Annotated in this window: 29 protein-coding genes and 2 pseudogenes; 16 read left to right on the top strand and 15 right to left on the bottom strand. The window is 50.4% G+C overall.

Going from position 1 to position 21,711, the window contains the following annotated elements; all coding sequences use genetic code 11:
• Window positions 1-60: 60 nt before the first annotated feature.
• The 3 genes from HB860_RS21840 to HB860_RS21830 all read right to left on the bottom strand — a co-directional run bounded on the left by HB860_RS21840 (window position 61) and on the right by HB860_RS21830 (window position 2,390).
• Window positions 61-393: a YagK/YfjJ domain-containing protein gene (locus HB860_RS21840; protein WP_247627950.1), complete on the bottom strand. Its 333-nt coding sequence runs from the start codon at window positions 391-393 to the stop codon at window positions 61-63.
• 345 nt (window positions 394-738) lie between these two features.
• Window positions 739-2,211 (bottom strand): YfjI family protein, encoded by a 1,473-nt coding sequence (locus tag HB860_RS21835; RefSeq protein WP_247627949.1) that lies wholly within the window; start codon window positions 2,209-2,211, stop codon window positions 739-741.
• The gene (locus tag HB860_RS21830) at window positions 2,211-2,390 is read right to left on the bottom strand and encodes a helix-turn-helix transcriptional regulator (RefSeq protein ID WP_247627948.1); all 180 of its coding nucleotides are present in this window, start codon (window positions 2,388-2,390) and stop codon (window positions 2,211-2,213) included. The genes HB860_RS21835 and HB860_RS21830 overlap by 1 nt, the downstream gene beginning before the upstream one ends.
• Window positions 2,391-2,548: 158 nt before the next feature.
• Between HB860_RS21830 and HB860_RS21825 the strand changes: the two genes are divergently transcribed.
• The 4 genes from HB860_RS21825 (at window position 2,549) to HB860_RS21810 (ending at window position 7,477) form a co-directional block, all read left to right on the top strand.
• The gene (locus HB860_RS21825; protein WP_247627947.1) at window positions 2,549-4,315 is read left to right on the top strand and encodes a hypothetical protein; all 1,767 of its coding nucleotides are present in this window, start codon (window positions 2,549-2,551) and stop codon (window positions 4,313-4,315) included.
• A 138-nt stretch (window positions 4,316-4,453) separates the two neighbouring features.
• Entirely contained in the window at window positions 4,454-5,404 is a 951-nt protein-coding gene (locus tag HB860_RS21820; protein ID WP_247627946.1) for a DUF932 domain-containing protein, read from the top strand.
• A gap of 94 nt (window positions 5,405-5,498) precedes the next feature.
• Window positions 5,499-6,488 (top strand): YqaJ viral recombinase family protein, encoded by a 990-nt coding sequence (locus tag HB860_RS21815; RefSeq protein ID WP_247627945.1) that lies wholly within the window; start codon window positions 5,499-5,501, stop codon window positions 6,486-6,488.
• Window positions 6,485-7,477 (top strand): hypothetical protein, encoded by a 993-nt coding sequence (locus HB860_RS21810; protein ID WP_043133799.1) that lies wholly within the window; start codon window positions 6,485-6,487, stop codon window positions 7,475-7,477. The genes HB860_RS21815 and HB860_RS21810 overlap by 4 nt, the downstream gene beginning before the upstream one ends.
• Here HB860_RS21810 and HB860_RS21805 read toward each other — a convergent pair whose 3' ends face one another.
• Window positions 7,478-7,828, bottom strand: coding sequence for a helix-turn-helix domain-containing protein (locus tag HB860_RS21805; protein WP_043133797.1), 351 nt, complete (start codon window positions 7,826-7,828; stop codon window positions 7,478-7,480).
• A 220-nt stretch (window positions 7,829-8,048) separates the two neighbouring features.
• Between HB860_RS21805 and HB860_RS21800 the strand changes: the two genes are divergently transcribed.
• From HB860_RS21800 to HB860_RS21755, 10 genes and pseudogenes are all read left to right on the top strand, one after another.
• Window positions 8,049-8,369: a hypothetical protein gene (locus tag HB860_RS21800; RefSeq protein WP_043133795.1), complete on the top strand. Its 321-nt coding sequence runs from the start codon at window positions 8,049-8,051 to the stop codon at window positions 8,367-8,369.
• A gap of 10 nt (window positions 8,370-8,379) precedes the next feature.
• Complete coding sequence (locus tag HB860_RS21795; RefSeq protein WP_247627944.1) at window positions 8,380-9,168, top strand: hypothetical protein; 789 nt, start codon at window positions 8,380-8,382, stop codon at window positions 9,166-9,168.
• Between the two features lie 280 nt (window positions 9,169-9,448).
• Window positions 9,449-9,925: a lecithin retinol acyltransferase family protein gene (locus HB860_RS21790; protein ID WP_050504458.1), complete on the top strand. Its 477-nt coding sequence runs from the start codon at window positions 9,449-9,451 to the stop codon at window positions 9,923-9,925.
• Between the two features lie 26 nt (window positions 9,926-9,951).
• Window positions 9,952-10,377, top strand: coding sequence for a DUF2787 domain-containing protein (locus tag HB860_RS21785; RefSeq protein WP_043133637.1), 426 nt, complete (start codon window positions 9,952-9,954; stop codon window positions 10,375-10,377).
• Between the two features lie 9 nt (window positions 10,378-10,386).
• Window positions 10,387-10,797 (top strand): hypothetical protein, encoded by a 411-nt coding sequence (locus tag HB860_RS21780; protein WP_043133624.1) that lies wholly within the window; start codon window positions 10,387-10,389, stop codon window positions 10,795-10,797.
• Entirely contained in the window at window positions 10,790-11,047 is a 258-nt protein-coding gene (locus HB860_RS21775) for a hypothetical protein (RefSeq protein WP_103828958.1), read from the top strand. The genes HB860_RS21780 and HB860_RS21775 overlap by 8 nt, the downstream gene beginning before the upstream one ends.
• 111 nt (window positions 11,048-11,158) lie before the next feature.
• The gene (gene radC / locus HB860_RS21770; RefSeq protein WP_043133628.1) at window positions 11,159-11,656 is read left to right on the top strand and encodes a RadC family protein; all 498 of its coding nucleotides are present in this window, start codon (window positions 11,159-11,161) and stop codon (window positions 11,654-11,656) included.
• Window positions 11,653-11,844 carry a hypothetical protein gene (locus HB860_RS21765; RefSeq protein WP_043133630.1) on the top strand — a complete coding sequence of 64 codons (192 nt, stop codon included), beginning with the start codon at window positions 11,653-11,655 and terminating at the stop codon, window positions 11,842-11,844. Before radC ends, HB860_RS21765 begins: the two co-directional genes overlap by 4 nt.
• A gap of 24 nt (window positions 11,845-11,868) precedes the next feature.
• A complete protein-coding gene (locus HB860_RS21760) occupies window positions 11,869-12,204 on the top strand; it encodes a hypothetical protein (RefSeq protein ID WP_171269275.1) in 336 nt (111 codons plus the stop codon).
• A 121-nt stretch (window positions 12,205-12,325) separates the two neighbouring features.
• A pseudogene (locus tag HB860_RS21755) lies at window positions 12,326-12,577 on the top strand (transposase); the annotation flags it as partial.
• On the opposite strand, the gene HB860_RS21750 reads toward HB860_RS21755, so the two are convergent.
• The 11 genes and pseudogenes from HB860_RS21750 to HB860_RS21700 form a co-directional block, all read right to left on the bottom strand.
• Window positions 12,578-12,787, bottom strand: a complete 210-nt coding sequence (locus HB860_RS21750) for a hypothetical protein (RefSeq protein WP_043133631.1) — start codon at window positions 12,785-12,787, stop codon at window positions 12,578-12,580.
• An 80-nt stretch (window positions 12,788-12,867) separates the two neighbouring features.
• Complete coding sequence (locus tag HB860_RS21745) at window positions 12,868-14,079, bottom strand: hypothetical protein (protein ID WP_050504459.1); 1,212 nt, start codon at window positions 14,077-14,079, stop codon at window positions 12,868-12,870.
• 129 nt (window positions 14,080-14,208) lie between these two features.
• Entirely contained in the window at window positions 14,209-14,790 is a 582-nt protein-coding gene (locus HB860_RS21740) for an endonuclease domain-containing protein (RefSeq protein WP_043133634.1), read from the bottom strand.
• Between the two features lie 236 nt (window positions 14,791-15,026).
• Window positions 15,027-15,404, bottom strand: a complete 378-nt coding sequence (locus HB860_RS21735; protein WP_053288704.1) for a hypothetical protein — start codon at window positions 15,402-15,404, stop codon at window positions 15,027-15,029.
• Window positions 15,401-15,787, bottom strand: coding sequence for a hypothetical protein (locus HB860_RS21730; protein ID WP_103828957.1), 387 nt, complete (start codon window positions 15,785-15,787; stop codon window positions 15,401-15,403). The genes HB860_RS21735 and HB860_RS21730 overlap by 4 nt, the downstream gene beginning before the upstream one ends.
• Window positions 15,788-15,878: 91 nt before the next feature.
• Window positions 15,879-16,631: a GIY-YIG nuclease family protein gene (locus HB860_RS21725; RefSeq protein ID WP_043133635.1), complete on the bottom strand. Its 753-nt coding sequence runs from the start codon at window positions 16,629-16,631 to the stop codon at window positions 15,879-15,881.
• A 76-nt stretch (window positions 16,632-16,707) separates the two neighbouring features.
• Window positions 16,708-17,481 (bottom strand): hypothetical protein, encoded by a 774-nt coding sequence (locus HB860_RS21720; protein ID WP_247627943.1) that lies wholly within the window; start codon window positions 17,479-17,481, stop codon window positions 16,708-16,710.
• A gap of 36 nt (window positions 17,482-17,517) precedes the next feature.
• A pseudogene (gene aadA1 / locus HB860_RS21715) lies at window positions 17,518-18,356 on the bottom strand (ANT(3'')-Ia family aminoglycoside nucleotidyltransferase AadA1).
• A 113-nt stretch (window positions 18,357-18,469) separates the two neighbouring features.
• Window positions 18,470-18,847, bottom strand: a complete 378-nt coding sequence (locus HB860_RS21710) for an Ltp family lipoprotein (protein WP_215281225.1) — start codon at window positions 18,845-18,847, stop codon at window positions 18,470-18,472.
• 87 nt (window positions 18,848-18,934) lie between these two features.
• Window positions 18,935-19,456, bottom strand: a complete 522-nt coding sequence (locus HB860_RS21705; protein WP_215281226.1) for a hypothetical protein — start codon at window positions 19,454-19,456, stop codon at window positions 18,935-18,937.
• A gap of 151 nt (window positions 19,457-19,607) precedes the next feature.
• The gene (locus HB860_RS21700; protein WP_215281227.1) at window positions 19,608-19,967 is read right to left on the bottom strand and encodes a hypothetical protein; all 360 of its coding nucleotides are present in this window, start codon (window positions 19,965-19,967) and stop codon (window positions 19,608-19,610) included.
• 237 nt (window positions 19,968-20,204) lie between these two features.
• Here HB860_RS21700 and HB860_RS21695 point away from each other — a divergent pair, with 237 nt between their 5' ends.
• Together HB860_RS21695 and HB860_RS21690 are read left to right on the top strand one after the other, a co-directional pair.
• Complete coding sequence (locus tag HB860_RS21695; protein ID WP_024941042.1) at window positions 20,205-21,176, top strand: integron integrase; 972 nt, start codon at window positions 20,205-20,207, stop codon at window positions 21,174-21,176.
• Between the two features lie 296 nt (window positions 21,177-21,472).
• Window positions 21,473-21,711, top strand: a 239-nt coding sequence (locus tag HB860_RS21690) for an IS5/IS1182 family transposase (protein WP_046623628.1), incomplete at its 3' end; no start/stop codon positions are given.

The following is a 21,711-nucleotide window of genomic DNA, read 5'->3' as shown; positions in this document are numbered from 1 at the left end:
TCAAAAGCCACGATCTTGGCCCAGGTGGGTCAACTTTACTCCGGCGTTAGTGGGTCATTTTTACATCGGCGGTGACAGCTGTCCTCGCCTTCCCTTACGGGTATGGTCCGCCAGCAATTGGCTTTTCAGTGATGCAAAGAAACGTGTAATTACCGCTGGGTCTTGCCGAGAAAAGCACAGTGGTATGTCAGGATCCCCCGGCCAATTAGTTTGTGGTAAACGCAAGTCCACACGCACGGCAAACACACGGGGATATATATCCAAGCAGCCGGTAATGACCTGTGTTAACTTGGTTAAGTAATAGGGTGAAACACCCCCATAACGCAGCTCAGCTTCAGCAAGCAGCTTATAAAGCTCCTCTGGGCTAAGCTGGTAGCCCAATGATGAATTCATCTCGCCTCCTTTTGATCAGGCATGGTTGACCCAAATGCATGTGCAATTTATAGATGGTTCAGAAGTGGCCGTTGCATTTCACTCATCCAATTAATGGATGGTGTGATATTTAAATTAGTTATGTACCTCTTTGCTTTTCACATAAAAGATGGCAGCTATCTACAATGACAAATTTTAACTATTGGCATATGTCAATGTGTATAATACATATACCAGACATCAACCACTTTATTACTCTTAGTAAATCATGGGAAATAGTTTTCCTGCGACTCGAAAATTACTATCCATGCCTCTTCAGACTAAAAACAATTTACTCTAAAGTTATCTAATGTCACTTTTCATGCATTATAGCGAGGCACCATTACCCGCAATATTATGTGGTTCACTAGTATAATTTCGCAGGTAAGTTGTACGCCCATGAATAACAACAAGGCGTCCTTGTCTCGCTAGAGTTTCAACAGCTTGGTCTAATCGAACTTTGCTTCTAGCACAATTAGGACCATATTGACGCACATGGTTTTTTCTTACGCCTGGCATACGAAAAAAATCAAGTCGCTGCTCTAACCATGTATATATGGCGTTTGCATCCTCTTCTTCTTTCGTCACTGCACCACTTGTATTGGTTAGGTTGATAAACTGATACAAATACCATCTGCCAAGCTGTATCGCTGCACTCAACACCTGCTCATTAACCTCCAGAGAATCATGATTAAAAAAAGTGATAACAGCTGATATCCTTAGCATCTGTTCCATCAATTTAGATACAACATCACGATAAGGGTACAGATCCTGCCCTTGGTTTATTCTTTGTTCTAAATTATTGTATTCTCGAAACCATAACACTTTTGCCTCTGGAGATAATTGGACTACTTGACGCGCTGTATTAGTTCGCCTGCGTGCTAGCGTTGTCTCTAGCAATGTCTGCAATCGATTATCAAAAAATTCCTGTAATGGGCTTCCGCAGTAAGCCTTATAAGGAATACTATTCGCCAAACGCTGTCCCTGAGTAGATTTAGGTTTTGAAAACAAACATCTGGCTAAAAATCCAGAACCTCTGACTTTTTCACCATGCTTTTCTAAAAAAGCATCAAATAGTTTTGGTTGAACCATCAATGCCAATGTAACTCTCGTATCACTGATCCGTTGGGGTTCAGTCGTCTTTCGTTCTACTAATATATCACTTGCACTCCATAATGAGTTCAAAAATGAGGTGTCTGATAACAAGCTGCTTTTCAGCATACTACCTCCCTCATCTGAAAAAAGCCCTAATGTACCTTGTTCAACTAATCGCGACTTCACTGCAGCAGGAGTTGCATCATTAACAAGCCATTCAATACGAATCGGTTTTACAGGGCGCATTTGCAACAACAATGCAACCTCTGTCTTTCGTTGCGCCGCTTCTGCACCTCCATTTTTCAGGGAAGTCTTCCATAACCCATTTGTAGCCGCATATTCAGTTTCCCAGAGTTGACTCGCTATTTGATAATCAGCCATCTCTTGGTTGTAACTGGCAGATAGCTTTACCTGATAGCGATGTATTGAGGCCATAATAATGCTATCGACTGTACTCTTCCGTTCACCAGAATCAGCAAGTGTCAGCAGATATAAATTGATGGGATGTCGTGTCCCATCAGGTCGAATGATATCGACGAGATCTTGGCATCCTAAGCTCATTGCACTCAAGACCGAAGCAAAGATCAAACTTACTGGTGCTTGCGTATCTTCGTGTACGGACAGAACCACTTCACGTAGTTGCGCAGGCAATACCCCTATTGGAAAGCCATCAGTAAGCGAATATGTCTTTGGAGGCCGCCTCATCATTCCCCCTTAACCTGTCGTTGGCACCAGGAGTAAATCTGGTGTTCAAACCAACCAATACTGTTCTCACCTAACCGAAGTGGCTTCGGAAAATGCTTGTCATAGCGCCTCGACTTAGGGTTAAGACGATCGTAAATCGTCGAGCGGCTAAGACCGATCAACGCTACCAACTCTTTCATTCGGATTACCCGCCCTGACCAGTTAGCAGGAGGGGTTGGTATGACGCCTTGGATTTTATCCTGCATCTTGTGACCTCTGTCATGTGTGTTGAAGACACAACTAAGGTATAAAAACCACAGCCTGAATTGGTCGGCAAATTTGCGGAGGCAAGACAGCAATGTCAATAAAACAAGCTGAAACTATCGGTCATCACCATGTCCTAAGCCATCTGCTTTGGGCACTAGACCTTTACGATACGAAAGATCGCAGCTCAAGATTGAATGAAATGCGTAGTTACGACCAGAAGCAGAGCATCTACATTGAGACACTCCAAGACAGACTGATCCAAGCCTTATGTGATCAAACACCGGCTGTTTCAGTCTTGGTAAATGGATTACTTGATTTCAGTGAAGCAGCTACCACTGTGGTTCTATCTAAAACTGTTATTTCGCCGATAGCTAAAGAAAAAATATATCATCAATATACCAAGCATATTCTTTGCCCTATTCTTGTTAGCTGCATCGAGCTAATGATGGAGTTCAGAGAACACTCGCCTTTTGTGAGACACCTAGATGACCTATTAAAAAGAACAAATGAACATGGGTTAGCACATGCAGCACGTAGAATGCTGCTTGACATTATCGACATCCCCGAATGCAAAGTATATCTGGGTGAATTGACAAACTTAATAGGAAATATAAAGCCGGGCCGAAACCAACGTAGAGCAACAATCAGGGGATATATACAGAGCGCTACAATAGAGTGCAATTCAATTCGCGATGTGAAAATACGAAACAAATGTTTGAACCAATTGATTATTTTGCAAGATGCATACTCGGCCTGTATCGCAGCAATATACTTCGATAATAAAACTGGGCTAGGTCAGTATCTCGCTCGCCACTATCAAGAAGCATCAGATAAGTTCATTCATCTTCTTGATGTCCGGATAAAATCACTCAGCGGTATGATAACGACCTACATTTATGCTAAAAATACATTAGGCTTAGCGCTGTCCCATGAGGCTAAAGAACATATTGAGAAACTGTGGTGTTTCGCAGTTAAGGAATTACCCGCTGTCAAAAACAAATATCATAACCAGAGTATCCAATCATTATTTTACCTACTCAATGAACCTGATTTTAATTCTCTACCGATAAAAACTCAGGAAAAGGCTGAAAAATTTATCAACCAAGCTATGACAGATGCTAAGCTTGGCTATTTGAAACCATACGCGGCAATATTCCATACACTACATTTAATTAAGAACAATGAACTTGAAAAAGCTAGCCAACTATTGGCGGATAATATTACAACCATATATAATGACACCGTAGGTTCATTACCATTTCATGCATCCATGTTACAAATTGCATTAGCAATCAAACTTACACCAAGTGAAATTAAAAATGGGCGGTTCACATCGTTAGTACAAAACATCATCAACTCGCAGTCACTTTATGCTGATGCTCGTATTGATGATAGTTTCCTACTACAGTTGCACTATGAGTCTTTCATCACACATCATTACTCGCATTCAATTCTTCGCAGCATTAGATATTACAATGATTTGGTATGTAAACGCTTATGTATATCAGAAGAACGCCCCCAACAGGCGATCTTAGACACATGGTGCCAGGTAGAATATGCCCTTTCTAAAATCGACAAAAAACTTGATTGTTTGACAGGAGAAAATATAGAAACATCGATTCACAACATCCTAACCAAAGCTGAAAAGGAAAAACCACTTATCACTTACCTGCCTAGCTCTACTTTGTACAATTGCGTAAGGGAGTGCTTGGGGTTGCGAGCTTATTTACATATTTCAGATACCGACCACCCATGCACCTCAAAAATGCTTAGTGATACGCAGTATAGATTAACCTTGCTTAAAACATTAAATCCCACACTGTTCGAAGAGGAGTCTCGTTGTAGAGCATTAAACTAGTGCCTATACGCCAACGCTGCTATTCCTGCTACTAGTAGCAGGAATAGCTATGTTCACAATGCCATTTCGTCATTCTTTCAAATCTATATTACTTCCTGACACACTGGGATATATGTCCATCAAACTCAGGAGATATTAATGGCGCACCTAATTGACACCATGGCCTACACTGGCCAAACCCCTTGGCATGGCCTTGGTAATGTCTTGCCCCCGCAACAATCCCTCGACATCTGGCTACAGGCAGCCGGGATGGATTGGACCATCGAGCAGAGCGACGTGATGTTTAACGTCGCCTCCGATGCACTGCATATCCGCCCCTACAGCGACAGCAAGGTGCTTTATCGTTCCGATACCCTTGCCCCCCTATCGGTGGTCTCAAGCCGCTACAATGTGGTACAGCCTCACGAGGTGCTGCACTTCTATCAAGACCTGGTAGAAGCCGGTGGCTTTGAGCTGGAGACCGCAGGCTCGCTCAAAGGCGGCCGCAAGCTGTGGGCACTGGCCAAGACCGGTCAGGATCTCAAGCTATCAGGCGGTGACTTGGTTAAATCCTATCTGCTGCTGGCGACCAGCTGCGATGGCACGCTCTGCACCACGGCGCAGTTCACCTCGCTGCGAGTGGTCTGCAATAACACCCTGCAGATGGCACTGCGCGGTTCGACCGGTGCCATCAAGGTGCCCCACTCCACTCAGTTCGATGCTGCTGCCGTCAAAGAGTCGCTTGGGCTGGGGCTCTCCCATTGGGATGAGTTCAAAGTCCAGACCAAGGCGCTGGCGCAACGGCCCGTGGCTTCCGAAGAGGCGCTGCGCTTTTTCAGCGACCTATTGGCACAACCGCTCGATGAGGAGAACATCATCCTCACCAAGCCGGTACAACGGCTGCATGAGCTCTATCAGGGCGCTGGTATGGGCTCAGAGCTTGCCAGTTCCCGCAATACCGCCTGGGGGCTGGTCAATGCGGTCACAGAATACGTGGACCATCATCGCCGTGCTCGCAGCCAAGATCACCGGCTCGATTCCGCCTGGTTTGGTCAGGGCGCTCAACTCAAATCCCAAGCCCTGAATCAAGCCCTCACCCTGCTGCAGTAATTCCTCTTCCCCATTCAAACCGCATAACGAACTCACCCGGACTGGCACAAGCCAATCCGGGCGTAGCCATTTATGCCGTCAACAAGGAATAGTCATGAAAGCAAAAGCCAAGTATGGCCAGGCCCTGCGGCTGGCCTCCACTACCCAGTTAACCCGCGAGCAGTGGCTCGCTATCCGCAAACTCGGCATTGGTTCCTCCGATGCCGCCGTGGCCGTGGGGCTCTCCCCCTACAAATGTCCGCTCAGCCTGTGGCTGGAAAAGACCGGTCGCAAGGAACCGGAAGATATCTCCCACAAGGAAGCGGTGCTGTGGGGCATCGAGCTGGAACCGGTCTTGGCGCAGGTTTATGCCAAACGCACCGGCTTTCGTGTACGCCGGGTCAATGCTGTGCTGCAACACCCCGAACAACCCTTCATGCTCGCCAACCTCGATCGGGAGGTAGTGGGCCACCCCGATGGGCCGGGCATTCTGGAGATCAAGACCGCCAGCTATCACAGCGCCCCCCAGTGGGAAGAAGGGGTGCCGGTGGCTTACCAGTGTCAGGTACTCCATCAACTGGCCGTCACCGGCCATGCCTGGGCCGAAGTGGCTGTGCTGATCGGCGGCCAGGATTTTCGGATTTACCGCATCGAGCGTGACGAAGAGAAGATCCAGGATCTCACCGAACGGGAAGCGCAGTTCTGGCAGATGGTGCAACAAGATCAGCAGCCTGAACCTGACGGCTCCAGTGATGCTGCCAATGCTCTGAGCTGGCTCTTCCCCCGTGACGATGGCCAGACGGTGGATCTCTCCGATTCTTCCGAGTTCAACCAGCTGTTTGGGGAGCTACTGCGCTTGCGTCAGCAAAAGGAAGCTGTCGAGCAACAAGAGTCTCAACTCAAACAGCGGCTGCAAGCGACCTTGGGTGAAGCGACAGCCGGGCTGTTTGCCGATGGCAAGATCACCTGGAAGCGCAGCAAAGACCGGCTGGCACCGGATCTCGAAAAGCTCGGGCAGGATCATCCCGACTTGCTCACCCGTTACGTCAAACCGGTGCCCGGCGTGCGCCGTTTCACCATTCAACCCTTGAGGCAAACACCATGATCAAAGGACTGGCGATTACTCCGCCCGTGATCGGACGGATCTGTATCGGCAAGCTGGTGCAAAAACAGGATAAGTGGGTGCCGGAGAAGGACGACAGCTTCACCCTCACCACCCAGGTACAACAAAAGGGGGGATGGTTGCTCCATCCCCTGCACCAACACTACTCATCGCAAAAGAGTGGCCAAGGACAGGAGCAGACCAAGATCCGCGCCATTCCGGTGCGGGTGCTGTTCAACGATAGCGACCTGAATCTGCGGGCGGAATACAGCGCGTTTGACCGACAAACCGGCAGGCCGCTCTGTGTCGGGAATGGGGAGGTGGCAAGACGTGTGGGGGGACAAGGCATGGAGGAGGTCAGCTGCTCTGGACCAGAGCGCTGCGCCTTTGCCGGGCAACAGGGCTGCAAGCTGTACGGGCGACTGAACCTGTTTGTGGAGGGGCAAGGGGATGAGCTGGGCAGCTTTATCTTCCGAACCACCGGCTACAACTCGGTGCGCACTCTGTCGGCTCGACTGAAATACCTGGAGGCCGTGAGCGGTGGTCACACCCGTTATTTGCCGCTCACCCTGCGGTTGCGAGCCAAAAGCACCACCCAGTCCTACCGCACACCGGTCTACTACGTGGATTTGACCTTGCGGGAAGAGACCAACCTGACCGAGGCAATCAGACAGGCACACGAGGCCGCCCAGCGTGACCAAGAGGCGGGACTCGCCATCGACCAGATGGAGCAGGCCGCGCGCGAGTTGCTGCGTAACGGCCAGTTTGAGGATATCGATGAAGAGGTGCCGATGCTGCTGGAGGAGTTCTATCCCGAAGCTAACAGCGACGAGACAGCGAATGGTAACGCTGATGCAGTGGCGACTACCTCGCTTAACGCACCGCAAAGCCAAGCAACCAAAACGTCACAGAGGCCGCAACCAAGAAGGAGTCCGCTCACCAACAAATTGGGAAAAGGGACCCCATCCCCTCCTCCAGTAACTGGCGGGTGATCAGCGGGGACGAGCCAACCGATCTACCAACCGCTCCACTGTTTCCAGCAACAGGGTTCGGTCGGCATCATCAAGCCGGGCCAATTGCTGGCTCAGCACAATGCCCTGCTCGGTCGGGCGGTTACTGGTCTCACGCAGAAAGTCGGCTAGCTCACAACCAAACAGTTGAGCGAGCTCCGCCAGCCGCACCACGGTCGGCACCACAATTCCCCGCTCCATTCGAGAGACGGCCTCCATCCCGATATTGAGGTGTTCAGCCACCTGCTCCTGGGTAAACCCGGCCTGGTTACGCTGACGCCCAATAGCCTTGCCCACGTTCTTGGCTAACTGCTCAAAGTTGATATCTGTCATAAGTCCTCCAACCAACCTCTATGGTTGGATATAGACCCATTGACATGAAGAACCCTGAAGGGTGAGGATCAACCGATCAGGTTGACATTGGTGCTTTGGCAGGGAATTTCAGAACGAAAGGAAATCCATCACCCAATACTCCACAACCCTCATTTCCCGCTGTGCAACCACCGCATGACAACGGGAAATGAAAAGTCATTTTTATCCATAAGGAGACATCATGAAACGTTACTTTGCTATCGCGGGCCTGCTTTTTCTGGCCCTGACCATCAACATCGCCTGGACCGGCAAAGCTCCCTGGCTTGGATTTTGGGGGCTGACCGCCACCTTCGTGTTCGGCACGCTTTTTACCGGTGTTGGCATGTGTATCGGGGAGTGGTTTCGCCGCTTTACCCACCCGGACTGGATCTCGACCAGCGGCGCAGTCGAGACCTTCAAGGCCAAAGTGTTTTGGCTTATGGGGCCGCAGGCCATCGGGGCACTGATTGGCTTTTTCGCCTTTCAGGGCTTTATGAACAATATCCTCGGCTATGCCGTGTAAGGAGTGTGGGATGCATCAATGGATAATAGCTCTACTGGGCTTGCTGCTAACGCCCGCCGTGCTGGCGTTTGGAGACCATGGCCGCTGGAACGATGGCTGGGGTCAGGGGGTAACGGAGTACTCAGCAACGGTCGATGACGCGACCTATCTCTATCTATCGTGCCGGATGGGCCAGCTTAGCCGCATCGAACTCAACCAAGCAGGCCAAGCACCGACTGAAACCGTTTGGCTACGCATCGATGGCCATGCCTACCCGCCGTTATCGAGTATGGTTGCAGGCAATGACAGCAAGGCGTTCTATGACATGTGGGCCGCGCTGCGCGCTGCCAAGTCGTTGCAAGCCATCACCCAGGATGGCCGGAGCATCGAGTTACCGGTCGCAGGGGCACAAGAGACGCTAACTGCCGCTACGGACGCGGCCTTTGGTTGTGCCTTTCCGGCTCCGGAGCCTGAGCCAGCCGCAGCCCCCTTGAACTTTGAACTTCGCGCACAGCAGGGCGTACTGCAGGTCGTGTCTCGTAATGACCCTGTCACGATTAAAGACATCACCATCAACCGTGGCCAATGTCAGTTGGTTCGGGAAGTGCCGAGTGATGATTGTGTCAGCGGTCGTGTGAAATGGCGCACCTGTCTCGACAGTAAAGACAGGGTGAAGCCAGAGTACATCCAGCAGGTGTTCCCTGTTGCGATGAACTTTGGACAGCAAGCTCGGTTCACCCTCAAGTCAACACCGCTGTGCCGAGTATTGGAGGTGGTTATTCATACCGACCGGGGAGATGCCGGTTACACCTTCGAGTGAGCCCACTCCACTTCGCTATGCCCGGTCTCGTACCGCAATGCTGTTCAGATAAGCACTTTATTGACTGATTATTCATAAATTAGATTTGAGTTGGGGGGACAAGGCTGTGTCCAGTCGCTCTTCCTCCAGCCTTTATCCAGCGAGGCTTGCAATAGAAAGAGGGAGGCATCATGCCTCCCTCGCTTTTTGTCCTGATACTACGTGGACTGGAACTCAAATTCTCTTAAGTGAACAGCATTGGGTCTCGTACCGGGCTTTTTGTTTTCTAAAAGGAGTAGACATGCAACCTGGTGACCATCTGGTCGTAAGCCGATGGGGCTACGACCATCACGGCCTCTACGCGGGCAATAACCAAGTCATCCACTATACCGGTCCTTTCTCGAGTGAAGGCCCAGTGACAGGGCGGATTATTGTCTCATCGTTGGAGATATTTACAGGCAATGGCGACTGTTACCTGCGTGAATACAGCCACCGTTACTACAGCCCCAGCGAAAGTCTGGCGCGAGCGCATCAACGGCTGGGAGAGCGGGCCTACAACCTGCAGTTCAACAACTGCGAGCACTTCGTGACCTGGTGTATCCAGGGTGTGCACCACAGTGAGCAGGTAGACCAGGCGTGGAGTACCGTCTTGCTAGCCATCACGCTTGCACAAACGCCCCTGCCGCCGATCCGCACCACCGTGCCTACGTTCCCCGCACTACTCACACCGCTGACGAACAAGCTGACAACCTGGCTAATACCCTGGCGACTGCGCTAGTCCCAACCCTTTATTCGGAGAACTCCATGACCATTCCCTTTTTCCGGGACGGCTTTGCCCTGCCCGTTGACCAAGCATTGCTGATTCTGCTCAACCAGGAAGTCGCTAAAACCGAGCTCAATATCGAACGCTTAACCCAACTGACCTTCAACTTTCGCAACCCCGGCTACAGTGCCGAGCAAGGCGGCGTGCACCCGGTCGAGATCCGCCTGATCCGTGGGCTCGATGGCTGGCTGTTCGATTACGTCACCGACTTCAGCTACCAGGGGCAGGGCCAAGATGCTGAGCTCTGCAAGGAGCTCGATTTCAACTTCCTCGATGGGGAACACATCATGTTGGGCTGGGGGCCACTGCGACTGGCCGAAGCGCGGGAGTTGTTCGATATCTGGCAAAGCAACTTCATTGCCTACTGTCGGTTGGAATGTTTCAGCATCACGGTCGCAGGGGATTAGGAGGACACGATGAGCCAAGAATTAGCGCTCTCCCACTACTCACGCCAATGGCTGGGACGAGTCGCCACAAGCGCCAAGCTAACCCCCACTCGCAGTGGTCAGCTTTGGCTGCTACACCTGACCCCGGATAGTCCACACATCCGCACAGTCACCCTGCAGGTCCGTTGGTCTGGCGTGCAGTGGCAACTGCTCTCCCTCACCAATGCTGAGGACTGGCACACCATGAGCCAGCCGAGGGATGAGATCTGCATTGACCCCAAGCGCAGTTGTTTCTGGCGTTGCCAAGCAGGGCCAGTCTCACTCACCGATCAGCCTCGCGTGCTTGCAAGCTTCCTGACTGACCTGCAGCGCATCTGCATCCACCGCGGCTATCGGGTAGAGAGTGACCCCATTGAGCAACAGGAGAATAAGGATGATTAATACCATGATCGCTATCGAGCTGGAGGCTTATCTTGAACACGATGGTCAGATTGAAGTGGTGCATGACCAAGGCCAGGCGGTGGACGGTTATGCCCTCTATCTGCGCTATGAAAACGAACGGGGCGATGCACTGGCGCAATGGCTGTGCGATCACCCGGATCGCCGCTGGCTAGCCCACTTAGGCAACCTGATCGCGACCAGTTACCACATTCCACTGCACGACTACACCCCGCACACCTTGGCGGCCTGAACGCCGCCAGCCAATCCTGTTGTTACATCCCATTGAGTAACCTATTAACCAAACACCTCGCCGACCCTGCCGCCTCCAACGCGGTGGGGCGATGGCGTATGGAGCCTAATCATGTTGCATCAAAAACTCACCGCCGGGGAGATCCCCGGCACCTACCGGGTGACTGACCTTGTCACCGACGATGACCTGCTCACCATCGCCCAAGCTGTTGCCCGGCAGAAACTGGCCAAGGGAGAAGCTATTACCGATAAACACTTGGCCCATCAAGCCCTGCAAGGACTGCTGCAAACACGAGATCGCGAAGTGTTTGCTGCACTGTTCCTTGATAACCAGCATCGGATCTTGGCCTATGAAGAGCTGTTCCTTGGCACCCTGTCCGCTGCAACCGTCTACCCCCGCGATGTGGTCAAGCGAGCTTTGCATCACAATGCCGCCGCGCTGATGCTGGTCCACAACCACCCGTCGGGATACCCGGAACCCAGCCGGGCAGATATCGACATCACCCACAGATTGCAGCGCGCGTTGGCGTTAGTCGATATCCGCACCCTGGATCATCTGGTGGTCGGGGCGGAAGGCGTCGTATCACTGGCCGAGCGAGGTCTGCTATGAGCCTTACTCCAGACAAAACACACCTCACCGCCCTCGACATCCTCCTCGAGCTGCGCTGCTGGCTTGAAGATAACGTTCAGATGCAGGCTGAGCCCGCCATCGTGGCTCACCTCCCCAACGGTTATTTGCTCACCCAAGCCGACTGCATCGAGGCCATTGACACACTGCTCCACCAGCTACGCCATTAGTCACGCCAAGAAGGAATAAACGCCATGCGATTACCCAATCCCTATTCCCTTGAGGAAACCCTCGAGAAGCTGCGCCATGGCCTGACAGCCGTCAGCAACGAAGATGCGCTGACGTTGCTGGAGAAGGCCATCGCCAAGGCTAGTGATGACCGGAGTTATGCCAAGCAGTTTGAAGAGACCTTGCAAGGCTCCACCATCGAGATACGCGACTGTCTCAGCTGCTTTGGCGACTACTTCGAACGATCCCGAGACGCACCGCCCTATTACCCGCACCACGATGCCGTTAACGGCATTGATTGTGCGCTCTACGCCATCCTGTTCGATGCCGCTCACCCAGACGCAGCGCAGGCACAGCAATAACATGTATACCGATCGCCGAATAACATGCATGCCGATCACGTTTCCACCCAATAACGCCAGCATCCCCAAACCCGGATCATCAGCGCCAACACCATGATCCGGATATCCCGACTGTCACCGGGGCAACCTGGACTGGCTGGATCATCCGGCATTCAACTGGGTAAACACGATGATAGGAAATGTGAAAAACTCGCTGCGGGGCAGTTGCCATACGCTCGGAGCGAAGCATTTACCAAGGCATCTTGCTGAATACTGCTTCCGGTTTAATCATCGTTTTGACCTCAAGAGTATGTTTGTTGAATTGGGGCATGCAGTCGTGGCAAGCCCGCCGATGCCATATCGGCTCTTGAAGCTGGCTGAGGGTCATGGGTAATCAGGTAGGGTTTTTAGACAGCATGTACTTCGTAACCCAATCCTGAAAATCCTTTGGAGTTGATTTCTCTGTAGATATTGAAGCCCAAGCAAAATGATCAATTGTGATGTGCATGAGAATAATTGCAGGGATGTGATGCCCGTCTTTCCGCAGACAATTAATCGCGTTAGTCATTTTTTCAGCGTATTTCATTATTTCCATCTGGCTCATACATTCCTCTAACGCCTGAATTAAGCCGCGCCGCGAAGCGGCGTCGGCTTGAATGATTGGTTAGGCGCTGATTGTGACACCTACTTCCTGTTGGATCGCTCTTCGATGTTACCGAACGACTCAAACGCGACTGCCCTTGCCCTCGTTCCGTTATTTGATAAACCCAACTCATCGCACAATCTGGCGTATATCTTTGGCGGGAATCCGCCCTTGAAGTTCCAAGTTGTTCCATCAAGCTCCATTTGCAGGATTCCAGAGATGTTTTTATATTTGTAGCCAAGGCGATTGGAGACAATATAATTTGAAACTTGGCTGCTGTGCGTAAATCCAAATTTCATCATTTCAGCTACCAAATTCTGAAATTCGTCCTCTTCGAGCTGCTCTTGTGCTCTCTCTGCATCATGCTGTCGCTGTCTCCTCTCTCGCTCGATTTCTGTTTTCGCCTCAAGTTCTTTGCGTTCTAGTTCACGTTTCTTTTGTTCCTCAGATTCAAGGTGCCTACGCTCTAGGTTAAGCTCATTGGTACGATCTTGACCAAGAAGGTCAGAGGTTACGTCGTCAAGCCATGAAGGCTTTTGGCGTCCCAAATTTCGCCAATAAGATTCAATCCTATCGATAAGATGGCTGGTATCGGAAGCTGCCCCTTGCCTGATTTGTCTAGGCGAAAAAACGGTGCAAATCTGTATTCCCTTTGAGGTTGTTTCCGTATCAAACCAAAAATGGAGTTTTTCGCCAAATAGGTCGCGGGAAAGCGACTCTGCCAATTGCGGATCTGTTTTTTTTATGGTTTTGATGTGGAAGAAGATTTCCGAATTGTTTCCGAGCAGTAAGCCGCGAACAAATCCAAAACCTTTATCCGGAAAATACCTATTAACTACACCATAGTCGACATTAGTCGCTTTCGGTGACGGAGGGCGGTTGTCTACCGTTATATTTTTTTTGACGATTCCCTCTTGGATCGTAATATGAATTTCTTGTTCATAAACGGTGGAAAATCCACCATGCACATATTTAAGAATATCCCCTGCAGGGATTTTAATTGTTCCGGTAAACCAGTTGGCAAAAATCGATGGGCCGTCGCTGAGCTGGTACTTTCCGCTGATTCCCGTAAGGAAAAACTTTCCACCCTTTATTTCCCATGACCCCCGATAGCCGCGCCAACACGCAGTGCTTAATCCTTGATTTCCATTGAGTTCGATTAGTCTTGGGTTGTCTTTAGGCAACGGTGGACAGAACGCCATTGACGTTTTAACCCCATCCAGTATCAACCCCTCATGAACTTGTGCCGTCATGCCATTCACCTGTGCAGCCTAACGCCTGAATTAAGCCGCGCCACGAAGTGGCGTCGGCTTGAATGAATTGTTAGGCCCCCGGCAATTGATGCCAGCGGCCTGCCCAGCCTCGCGCATTCATTTTCCGTATCAAGCTGTGGCGCGCAGTCGGTGGCGAGCCTCCTCGACCCGTCTCACTGTCTCGGTAGGCGAGCTAAAAACAACGTTTGCTGGAATGCGCAAGACCGTGTAGCCCTCAGCGCGAATTACCTCGTCGCGTGCGGCGTCCCTGGCCTTGGCTTCGGGGCTGCCGTGCCAGGTTTCCCCATCGATTTCGACCACGAGTTTCTCGTCGACTAGAAAGTCTCCCCGGAATTGACTCCATGCAGAGCCCCGTCCGATGTGCAGTCTGCCAAGCCCGATCTGGGTACGCAACTTGACACCTTTACCAGCGATGCAACCTGGTCCCGTCGTCATCTTGTACGCTGAGACCATGGTATCGAAGAATGCTTCTTCCGCAGGAGACTCGCAAGTGAAGCGCATGTCTTCAACGGTAACCGGTTCGTTGAGGCGGGCGGCGATTTCCGCCTCCTGCCTCTTTCGTTCCGGCTCATCTCGAATGTCGCTGTAGACCGACCAGGCAATTAGACCGCCCACCACGAGCAGTGGCCAGAAGAAAAAACCAATGACTATCAATACAGCGGCCAAAAGGCCGCGCTGGGAATAAGTCATAAAATCACTCTTGAATCTTTAGAAAAGTCTCACCTATAACTTCAGCGCCGGTAAGCAGGTAAAATAAACCGGAACTCCAATGGTCGCAATGGGTCGAAACAGGACCATATCCACAGGCCGTCTTCGACTTTCGGTCAGTGGAAGATTGCCTCGAAAAGAATTCTGCTATGGCCTAACGTGGAAGTGAGCGGCCTGCGCGGTTTTTGCGCAGGTCCGCTCGACTGAAGGGTTATGCATCATTTTCGTAGCGACTTCACTTCGTTAAGCATTTGGGTTGGTGAAATAGCACCCAACGCCACGAGCATAAGTAGCAAGCCACCAATGACTACAATGCCCGTTGCCCATGCGTGCTTAAAACGTAGCTGAACCACCGTTGCCAACCATACAATGGCCGTGCAGCCGATGAGAAATATGAATGTCTGATGGCCTTGCTTCAGAGACTCCAGCAATGTCAGAGCACCAAGGGACGCGACAACACAAAAAGCTGGAACGACGAGCCATAACGTTCCAATCGGAGCCTCTGGTATTTGGAAATAGTCGCTGGCCTTCAAGCCGTTGTCCTGGAAGAACCCGGTAATTTCTTCCTTTGTACCTTCAATTGGCCCGAGCTTCATTTTTGCCCCCTTCTATGGGGAGCAAGCACTGATGCCACGTCTTTCTCGGCTGCCGTATCGGACCACTCTTGGCTAGAACCTTCCTTGATAAAGATGATGCGATCTTGCTCAAGGATTACGTTCGTACCTCCGAAAGTGAAGCCGTCGAGATTTCCACCAAACGCACGCTGTTCAATCTGAGATAGCGCGCGCCCGAGAGACGGGTATGCCGGATGATACTTGTCGTCGTTTTCGACGTTTGGCCCGATTCGAAAGACCAAGACCGCGCCACCATCAACTGCGGGATAGACGTTGCAATCTAGGCCAATTCCTGGACGAAGAAATGGTGCCAGCCGTCTCCGGAAATTGTTTATGTAAGCCTGAACCTTTGATTGCTCAGTCATTCAGTCCTCGCGTAATTGAGCCAATGATGCATAACGTTTGACATGAGCGGCGCGACCCGGCTTGCCGGGGCACGTCCGCTCGATGGAAGGGTTAGCCGCCACCTGCGGAGAGACGAATGGATGCTGGAGAGAGGACTTGCACAGAGATTGTGTCCATTGCGCTTGCACTCTCTTGAAACCAGTCGCGCAGCGCTGTGCCACCCATAATTCTCGGCGTTCCGTTGCTATTAGCTCTACGGTTTATGGTGCCCAGAACCGGCTGTGCCGCATCTCCCAAGAACAACTCGATCGTTTCTCCATCCGAGGCAATGTGCTTCTGTGAAGATACACCCACATTGAAGAAGCCCGAACGAAAGTATGTCGGCTGCAGCGTGAAGTGAAATCTCTCGGTTGCGGTTGGTGTCAGCTCTGGGAGCGACTCCGCGGACTCAGTCTCGGGCTCAAGAGGCTTTTCAGGCTTTCCGCCGTTCCACGGAGGATTAAGCTTCCGAATGATGTCGTCCTCCAGCGCTGCGGCGAGATTGAGATGGAACATTCCATAGTGAAGGAGGCCGTTGTCGGGCAACGCTAATATCTCGATAGCTGCTCCGCGCGCAAGCAAATCGAGTATGCGGCGGTTGTTATTCACGTTGGTCGTTTGTGTTCTAGTCGGCGTCCTGTAGCCCGACATGCGGACTGCGAGGGTTCGAACCGTTTTCCCCACGTACATGACCTCCGCATCGCAGACGAAAGCATAAAGGATGTTCGTTTGTGTGGCATGCCGCGTGAGGTCGAACTTGAGCTTCCCGTTGACGAGTAGCCAGTGACCGGCGGGTTGGAATCCAATTTGAAGTAGGCGGTTCATGGCTGTCCGTGGAGGCTAACGCCCCAATAAGCCGCCGAAAGGAGCGCAGCGTATTGAGGTCGGTTTAATTGGCTTGTTAGAGTGCTTCTTCAACTTTTATGCCTGCTGCAGAATACAAGGTTTGTATTGTACTTTTCGCCAGTGCTATTAACTCTTGTAGCACTTGAAGTGCTGGTTTTGTTGGGTCTATGTTACCAATTACAATTTCCACGGGCACATCTAATTCCTGCTCAATTATGTTTGACGGCGGCACTTTGGCTTTTCTTCTCTGCGTCCAAGTCATTGGCTGTACTTGCCAAGCAACATCGCGATAATTATTACCAAAGCCACAATTCATTAAACCAGATGGAAAATCAGGAACCAGTTTTTGAATCATTGAGCTACTAATTTTCGTGAAGTTACCTGTTGGGACTAATAACTTGTGTTTATCCATAACATCCAAGTCGTGAATGGCACAAAGAAGCGCATTCCCACCATCTCTATATGGCTTTAAACTCGCTAGTGCGTGAGCAAAATCTGTCGAAACTCTCGAAGGTATACCGGTCAAAACAGAGTCTTTCAGGGCAGTCTCTGTAGAGGTGATTGGAAATTGAATGCTTTTTCTTTCTTCATCAGATTTTGCATGCCTCTCAGTACAATTCCAATATGCATGATCAATAGCAGCTCTAAGATTATGGAGAATATCGCCAATTATTACGGTAGCTTCATTAGCAACATCTTCGTTTCGCTTTGCAAATGTTGCTCTTTCACCAGTTTTGCAATTAGTTTCTAAGAAATAACCGAACGGCTTTTTCTTTTTAAACATTTGTGCAAGTTCCGCATAATGCTTTTCTGCACGTTTCACTTTCAAGTAGGCACTATCCATATTTGCACTCTAACGCTTGAGTTAAGCCGCGCCGCGAAGCGGCGTCGGCTTGAACGAATTGTTAGACATTATTTGCCGACTACCTTGGTGATCTCGCCTTTCACGTAGTGAACAAATTCTTCCAACTGATCTGCGCGGGAGGCCAAGCGATCTTCTTCTTGTCCAAGATAAGCCTGTCTAGCTTCAAGTATGACGGGCTGATACTGGGCCGGCAGGCGCTCCATTGCCCAGTCGGCAGCGACATCCTTCGGCGCGATTTTGCCGGTTACTGCGCTGTACCAAATGCGGGACAACGTAAGCACTACATTTCGCTCATCGCCAGCCCAGTCGGGCGGCGAGTTCCATAGCGTTAAGGTTTCATTTAGCGCCTCAAATAGATCCTGTTCAGGAACCGGATCAAAGAGTTCCTCCGCCGCTGGACCTACCAAGGCAACGCTATGTTCTCTTGCTTTTGTCAGCAAGATAGCCAGATCAATGTCGATCGTGGCTGGCTCGAAGATACCTGCAAGAATGTCATTGCGCTGCCATTCTCCAAATTGCAGTTCGCGCTTAGCTGGATAACGCCACGGAATGATGTCGTCGTGCACAACAATGGTGACTTCTACAGCGCGGAGAATCTCGCTCTCTCCAGGGGAAGCCGAAGTTTCCAAAAGGTCGTTGATCAAAGCTCGCCGCGTTGTTTCATCAAGCCTTACGGTCACCGTAACCAGCAAATCAATATCACTGTGTGGCTTCAGGCCGCCATCCACTGCGGAGCCGTACAAATGTACGGCCAGCAACGTCGGTTCGAGATGGCGCTCGATGACGCCAACTACCTCTGATAGTTGAGTCGATACTTCGGCGATCACCGCTTCCCTCATGATGTTTAACGCCTTGCTAATTGGCTGCCGCAGCGCAGCGTAGGCAGTCCAGTGGAGGCCACGCTTTTTGTGGCCGGAACGAAATTAAGCAACTTGTTAGGCAGCCTTACGGTTTAGCAAGCACCCGCCTGTTTTGCTCCGTAGTTTGCTTGGCTCTGGGTGTACTTATCTCCATAACTCGATGAAAGTTGCTCAATAAGCCCTTTGCACGAAAAACCTTGAATACTTAGGTATTGCTTTGCAGATCTTACCGCTTGCTTATTCCAATCAATATTCATGCTATCGACAGCTACAGTTGCATCAGAAACGTTATAACCATCTCCATAGTCTGAAGATAGTTGCTCAATAAGTCCGTTGCGTGAAAAGCCTTGGACGCTGATGTATTGCTGGGCAGACCTGACGGCATTTTTTTGAGGGCCAGTTAAGCTGTTGGCCCACGTAGACACAGAAGCGAACAAAACGGCAACCATAGCTAACTTCAAAAAATTCATACTAATTTCTCCATATGTGGAAAATATGAGCCTAATGCTTTACGAAAAACATAAGCGCAGCGAGTGGTTTCCCGATGCTTTAACTTGTCAGCTTCCGGAAACGAGTTCATTTATATACCACTGTTTGTGAAATTCGGTTAAGTCTTCCATTTGTTTTCCAAGCACACCTATTAGCCCGCCAGTCCATGTAGGAAAAGCTTTTGTTCCATCTAAGTTATATACATTTTGAGGTAAGCTTCTAAGTGTATAAACAGGATTTTGAATTCCGTACTCCATACCTGTTTCTTTAAAAAAATCTCCCTCAAGCATAAATTTCGAACCGCCTTTAAATGAGAGAATGACTTTCTTATAGTTGTTGTCTTTTAAAGTTTCAGATAACTGTAACAAGACCCTAGAAACATCCATTGGGCTTTTATCTGACTTAACTTCACGAATATCAAAAACGATAACGTTTGGATTTACGAACCACTCAAAATGTAAAAGAACGCTAATTCCTTCATTTCGGTAATCAGAACCTACGATATCTGTCAACTTTTTTTGGAGAGCAAAGTAATTCCAAAGACCAATAGAAGAGAAAAATAAAACTAATATGATTAAAATTTTACGCATAATGATTGTCTTCCTTGTTTTGCCTAACATTTTGGCTATGGGGCGCGCGGCTTTTATGCGCGTCCCAGTGAGCGAAGCGAACGATATAAGCCATTTGTTAGAGGCCTGCTGTAGGCGTATTCAATTGGCATCATTGAATAAGCCTGTGCAATTAACCTGCCGCAGCCCTCCACATGCCTTTAAGAAACATCCATATTCCGCCTATGATTAGGCCGTAAGTGACAACATAGTGACCACCTCCAGATGCTGCGCTATATGTACCTGCGGTAATTACTACGCCTAGGCCAGCAAGCCCTACACCAATGAGCATTGTGGTTTTACCACTTTTCTTAAATTCTTCTTTCTTAATTTCTTCACCTCGCTTTGCAATGGCTTCGGCAAGATCTTGTGGCACTCCTTGTGACTCGAATTCAGTCACTATTTCATTTGTTGACTTTCCTTCCGCATAGGAATTTGCTGCTTGAATAACGAGGTTGGAAATGACTTCTTGTTGCTGTTGTTCACTGAGCATAAATATAAACCCTCTAACAATTTATTGTACGGAATCTATCCGTGATTTTGGGGTGGATCGGGTCGTCATAGTCTGGTGTGAGACTATGTACCGGAAGCTTGAAAATCCCGGATAAAGCCCGCTTTGGCAATGTTTTTGTACCGCATAGATTATGCAAAAATGCGGAAAGTTTCTTCATAGTCAGCAATGGGACTTGCTCGTGTATATACTGTTTATATATACATGTGGAGGTGACTCATGCGCAAGCCTCATTCGCCGTTTTTGGCAAGCATCTATGAGCAGATGTTGATGCTGCGTTACGCGATGGCAACCGTTGAAGCCTATCTGCACTGGATCAAGGCATTTATCCGTTTTTCCCGGATGAAGCATCCGGTCGAGCTGGGTGAGGCGGAGGTTCAGCAATTTTTGTCCTATCTGGTCACCGAGCGCCATGTGGCTGTCAAGACTCAGGCCCAGGCGTTGAATGCGCTGGTCTTCTTGTATCGCACTGTCTTGTTACGGCCTCTGCAGCTCGAGATGAAATTTACGCGCAGCCAGCGCCCTCCCAAACTGCCAACTGTTTTGACGCAAAGTGAAGTCCGAGCCTTGTTGCTGGCTATGCCAGTTCATCTTCGTCTCTTGGCGCAACTGATGTATGGCAGCGGACTCAGGCTGATGGAGGTGATGCGCCTGCGGGTGCAGGATATCGACTTCAACTACCTCTGCCTGATGGTCTGGAATGGCAAAGGGGGCAAGCACAGGCGTGTGACTCTGGCCTCGGAACTCATTCCGGCCCTGCGGGAGCAAATTGCCTACGTCCAGCGCTTTTATATGACGGACTGCTTAAACGACGCGTATGCCGGGGTGGCCTTGCCGACGGCATTGGCGCGCAAGTATCCGGCCGCCAGCAAAGAGCTGGGTTGGCACTACCTGTTTCCGGCATCCCATCTGAGTCGCGATCCTGTCGATGGGGCCTTGCGTCGACATCATCTGGATCCAACCACCCTGCAAAAAGCGGTTCGTGCCACGGCGCGTCAGTTGCAGCTGGGAAAACCGGTCACCTGTCATACCTTGCGCCATTCCTTTGCCACCCATTTGCTGGCGCGGGGGGCGGATATTCGAACCGTGCAGGAGCAACTGGGCCATTCTGATGTTCGAACCACACAAATTTATACCCATGTGCTGCAAAACGGCGCCAATGGGGTACGTAGCCCTTTGTCTGATCTGTAATGGTTGGGGGGCGGGACGCTCGGTTTTTCAGAACGAGTGGCCTGACGCAGGCACGCTACCGCCCTTAGGTTACAGCTCCTAGAGGCTGACATCCGTTTCAGGTGGTGGCTTGTTACCCGGGCCATTTTCATCCTGATGGCCTGTTCTTTTCGTCAAACTATGCTACGGATTTCAGTTTCATATGGAAATAAATAATCGACGGGATTTGCAAAAATGTGCGATAGACAGGGAAGGTGCGAACAAGTTCCTGATATGAGATCATCATGTTCATCCGGAGCGCATCCCAGAGGGACATCATGAGCCATCAACTCACCTTCGCCGATAGTGAATTCAGCACTAAGCGCCGTCAGACCCGAAAAGAGATTTTCCTCTCCCGCATGGAGCAGATTCTGCCATGGCAGAATATGACCGCTGTCATCGAGCCGTTTTATCCCAAGGCGGGCAATGGCCGACGGCCCTATCCGCTGGAAACCATGCTACGCATTCACTGCATGCAGCATTGGTACAACCTGAGCGATGGCGCGATGGAAGATGC

The sequence above is a fragment of the Aeromonas genomosp. paramedia genome (genome assembly GCF_023093515.1).
Classification (GTDB): domain Bacteria; phylum Pseudomonadota; class Gammaproteobacteria; order Enterobacterales; family Aeromonadaceae; genus Aeromonas.
The sequence above is the reverse complement of the archived record's forward strand: the minus strand, read 5'-3'. Positions and strand labels throughout refer to the sequence as shown.

Coding starts and splice junctions, on each gene's coding strand:
- HB860_RS21710 (WP_215281225.1), bottom strand. CDS start 18,847: ATGAATTTTTTGAAGTTAGCTATGGTTGCCGTTTTGTTCGCTTCTGTG.
- HB860_RS21795 (WP_247627944.1), top strand. CDS start 8,380: ATGCATCAATGGATAATAGCTCTACTGGGCTTGCTGCTAACGCCCGCC.
- HB860_RS21835 (WP_247627949.1), bottom strand. CDS start 2,211: ATGAGGCGGCCTCCAAAGACATATTCGCTTACTGATGGCTTTCCAATA.
- HB860_RS21730 (WP_103828957.1), bottom strand. CDS start 15,787: ATGACTGAGCAATCAAAGGTTCAGGCTTACATAAACAATTTCCGGAGA.
- radC (WP_043133628.1), top strand. CDS start 11,159: ATGTTGCATCAAAAACTCACCGCCGGGGAGATCCCCGGCACCTACCGG.
- HB860_RS21820 (WP_247627946.1), top strand. CDS start 4,454: ATGGCGCACCTAATTGACACCATGGCCTACACTGGCCAAACCCCTTGG.
- HB860_RS21830 (WP_247627948.1), bottom strand. CDS start 2,390: ATGAAAGAGTTGGTAGCGTTGATCGGTCTTAGCCGCTCGACGATTTAC.
- HB860_RS21700 (WP_215281227.1), bottom strand. CDS start 19,967: ATGCTCAGTGAACAACAGCAACAAGAAGTCATTTCCAACCTCGTTATT.
- HB860_RS21825 (WP_247627947.1), top strand. CDS start 2,549: ATGTCAATAAAACAAGCTGAAACTATCGGTCATCACCATGTCCTAAGC.
- HB860_RS21840 (WP_247627950.1), bottom strand. CDS start 393: ATGAATTCATCATTGGGCTACCAGCTTAGCCCAGAGGAGCTTTATAAG.
- HB860_RS21765 (WP_043133630.1), top strand. CDS start 11,653: ATGAGCCTTACTCCAGACAAAACACACCTCACCGCCCTCGACATCCTC.
- HB860_RS21815 (WP_247627945.1), top strand. CDS start 5,499: ATGAAAGCAAAAGCCAAGTATGGCCAGGCCCTGCGGCTGGCCTCCACT.
- HB860_RS21760 (WP_171269275.1), top strand. CDS start 11,869: ATGCGATTACCCAATCCCTATTCCCTTGAGGAAACCCTCGAGAAGCTG.
- HB860_RS21695 (WP_024941042.1), top strand. CDS start 20,205: ATGCGCAAGCCTCATTCGCCGTTTTTGGCAAGCATCTATGAGCAGATG.
- HB860_RS21785 (WP_043133637.1), top strand. CDS start 9,952: ATGACCATTCCCTTTTTCCGGGACGGCTTTGCCCTGCCCGTTGACCAA.
- HB860_RS21780 (WP_043133624.1), top strand. CDS start 10,387: ATGAGCCAAGAATTAGCGCTCTCCCACTACTCACGCCAATGGCTGGGA.
- HB860_RS21745 (WP_050504459.1), bottom strand. CDS start 14,079: ATGACGGCACAAGTTCATGAGGGGTTGATACTGGATGGGGTTAAAACG.
- HB860_RS21725 (WP_043133635.1), bottom strand. CDS start 16,631: ATGAACCGCCTACTTCAAATTGGATTCCAACCCGCCGGTCACTGGCTA.
- HB860_RS21775 (WP_103828958.1), top strand. CDS start 10,790: ATGATTAATACCATGATCGCTATCGAGCTGGAGGCTTATCTTGAACAC.
- HB860_RS21705 (WP_215281226.1), bottom strand. CDS start 19,456: ATGCGTAAAATTTTAATCATATTAGTTTTATTTTTCTCTTCTATTGGT.
- HB860_RS21805 (WP_043133797.1), bottom strand. CDS start 7,828: ATGACAGATATCAACTTTGAGCAGTTAGCCAAGAACGTGGGCAAGGCT.
- HB860_RS21810 (WP_043133799.1), top strand. CDS start 6,485: ATGATCAAAGGACTGGCGATTACTCCGCCCGTGATCGGACGGATCTGT.
- HB860_RS21750 (WP_043133631.1), bottom strand. CDS start 12,787: ATGAGCCAGATGGAAATAATGAAATACGCTGAAAAAATGACTAACGCG.
- HB860_RS21735 (WP_053288704.1), bottom strand. CDS start 15,404: ATGAAGCTCGGGCCAATTGAAGGTACAAAGGAAGAAATTACCGGGTTC.
- HB860_RS21740 (WP_043133634.1), bottom strand. CDS start 14,790: ATGACTTATTCCCAGCGCGGCCTTTTGGCCGCTGTATTGATAGTCATT.
- HB860_RS21790 (WP_050504458.1), top strand. CDS start 9,449: ATGCAACCTGGTGACCATCTGGTCGTAAGCCGATGGGGCTACGACCAT.
- HB860_RS21800 (WP_043133795.1), top strand. CDS start 8,049: ATGAAACGTTACTTTGCTATCGCGGGCCTGCTTTTTCTGGCCCTGACC.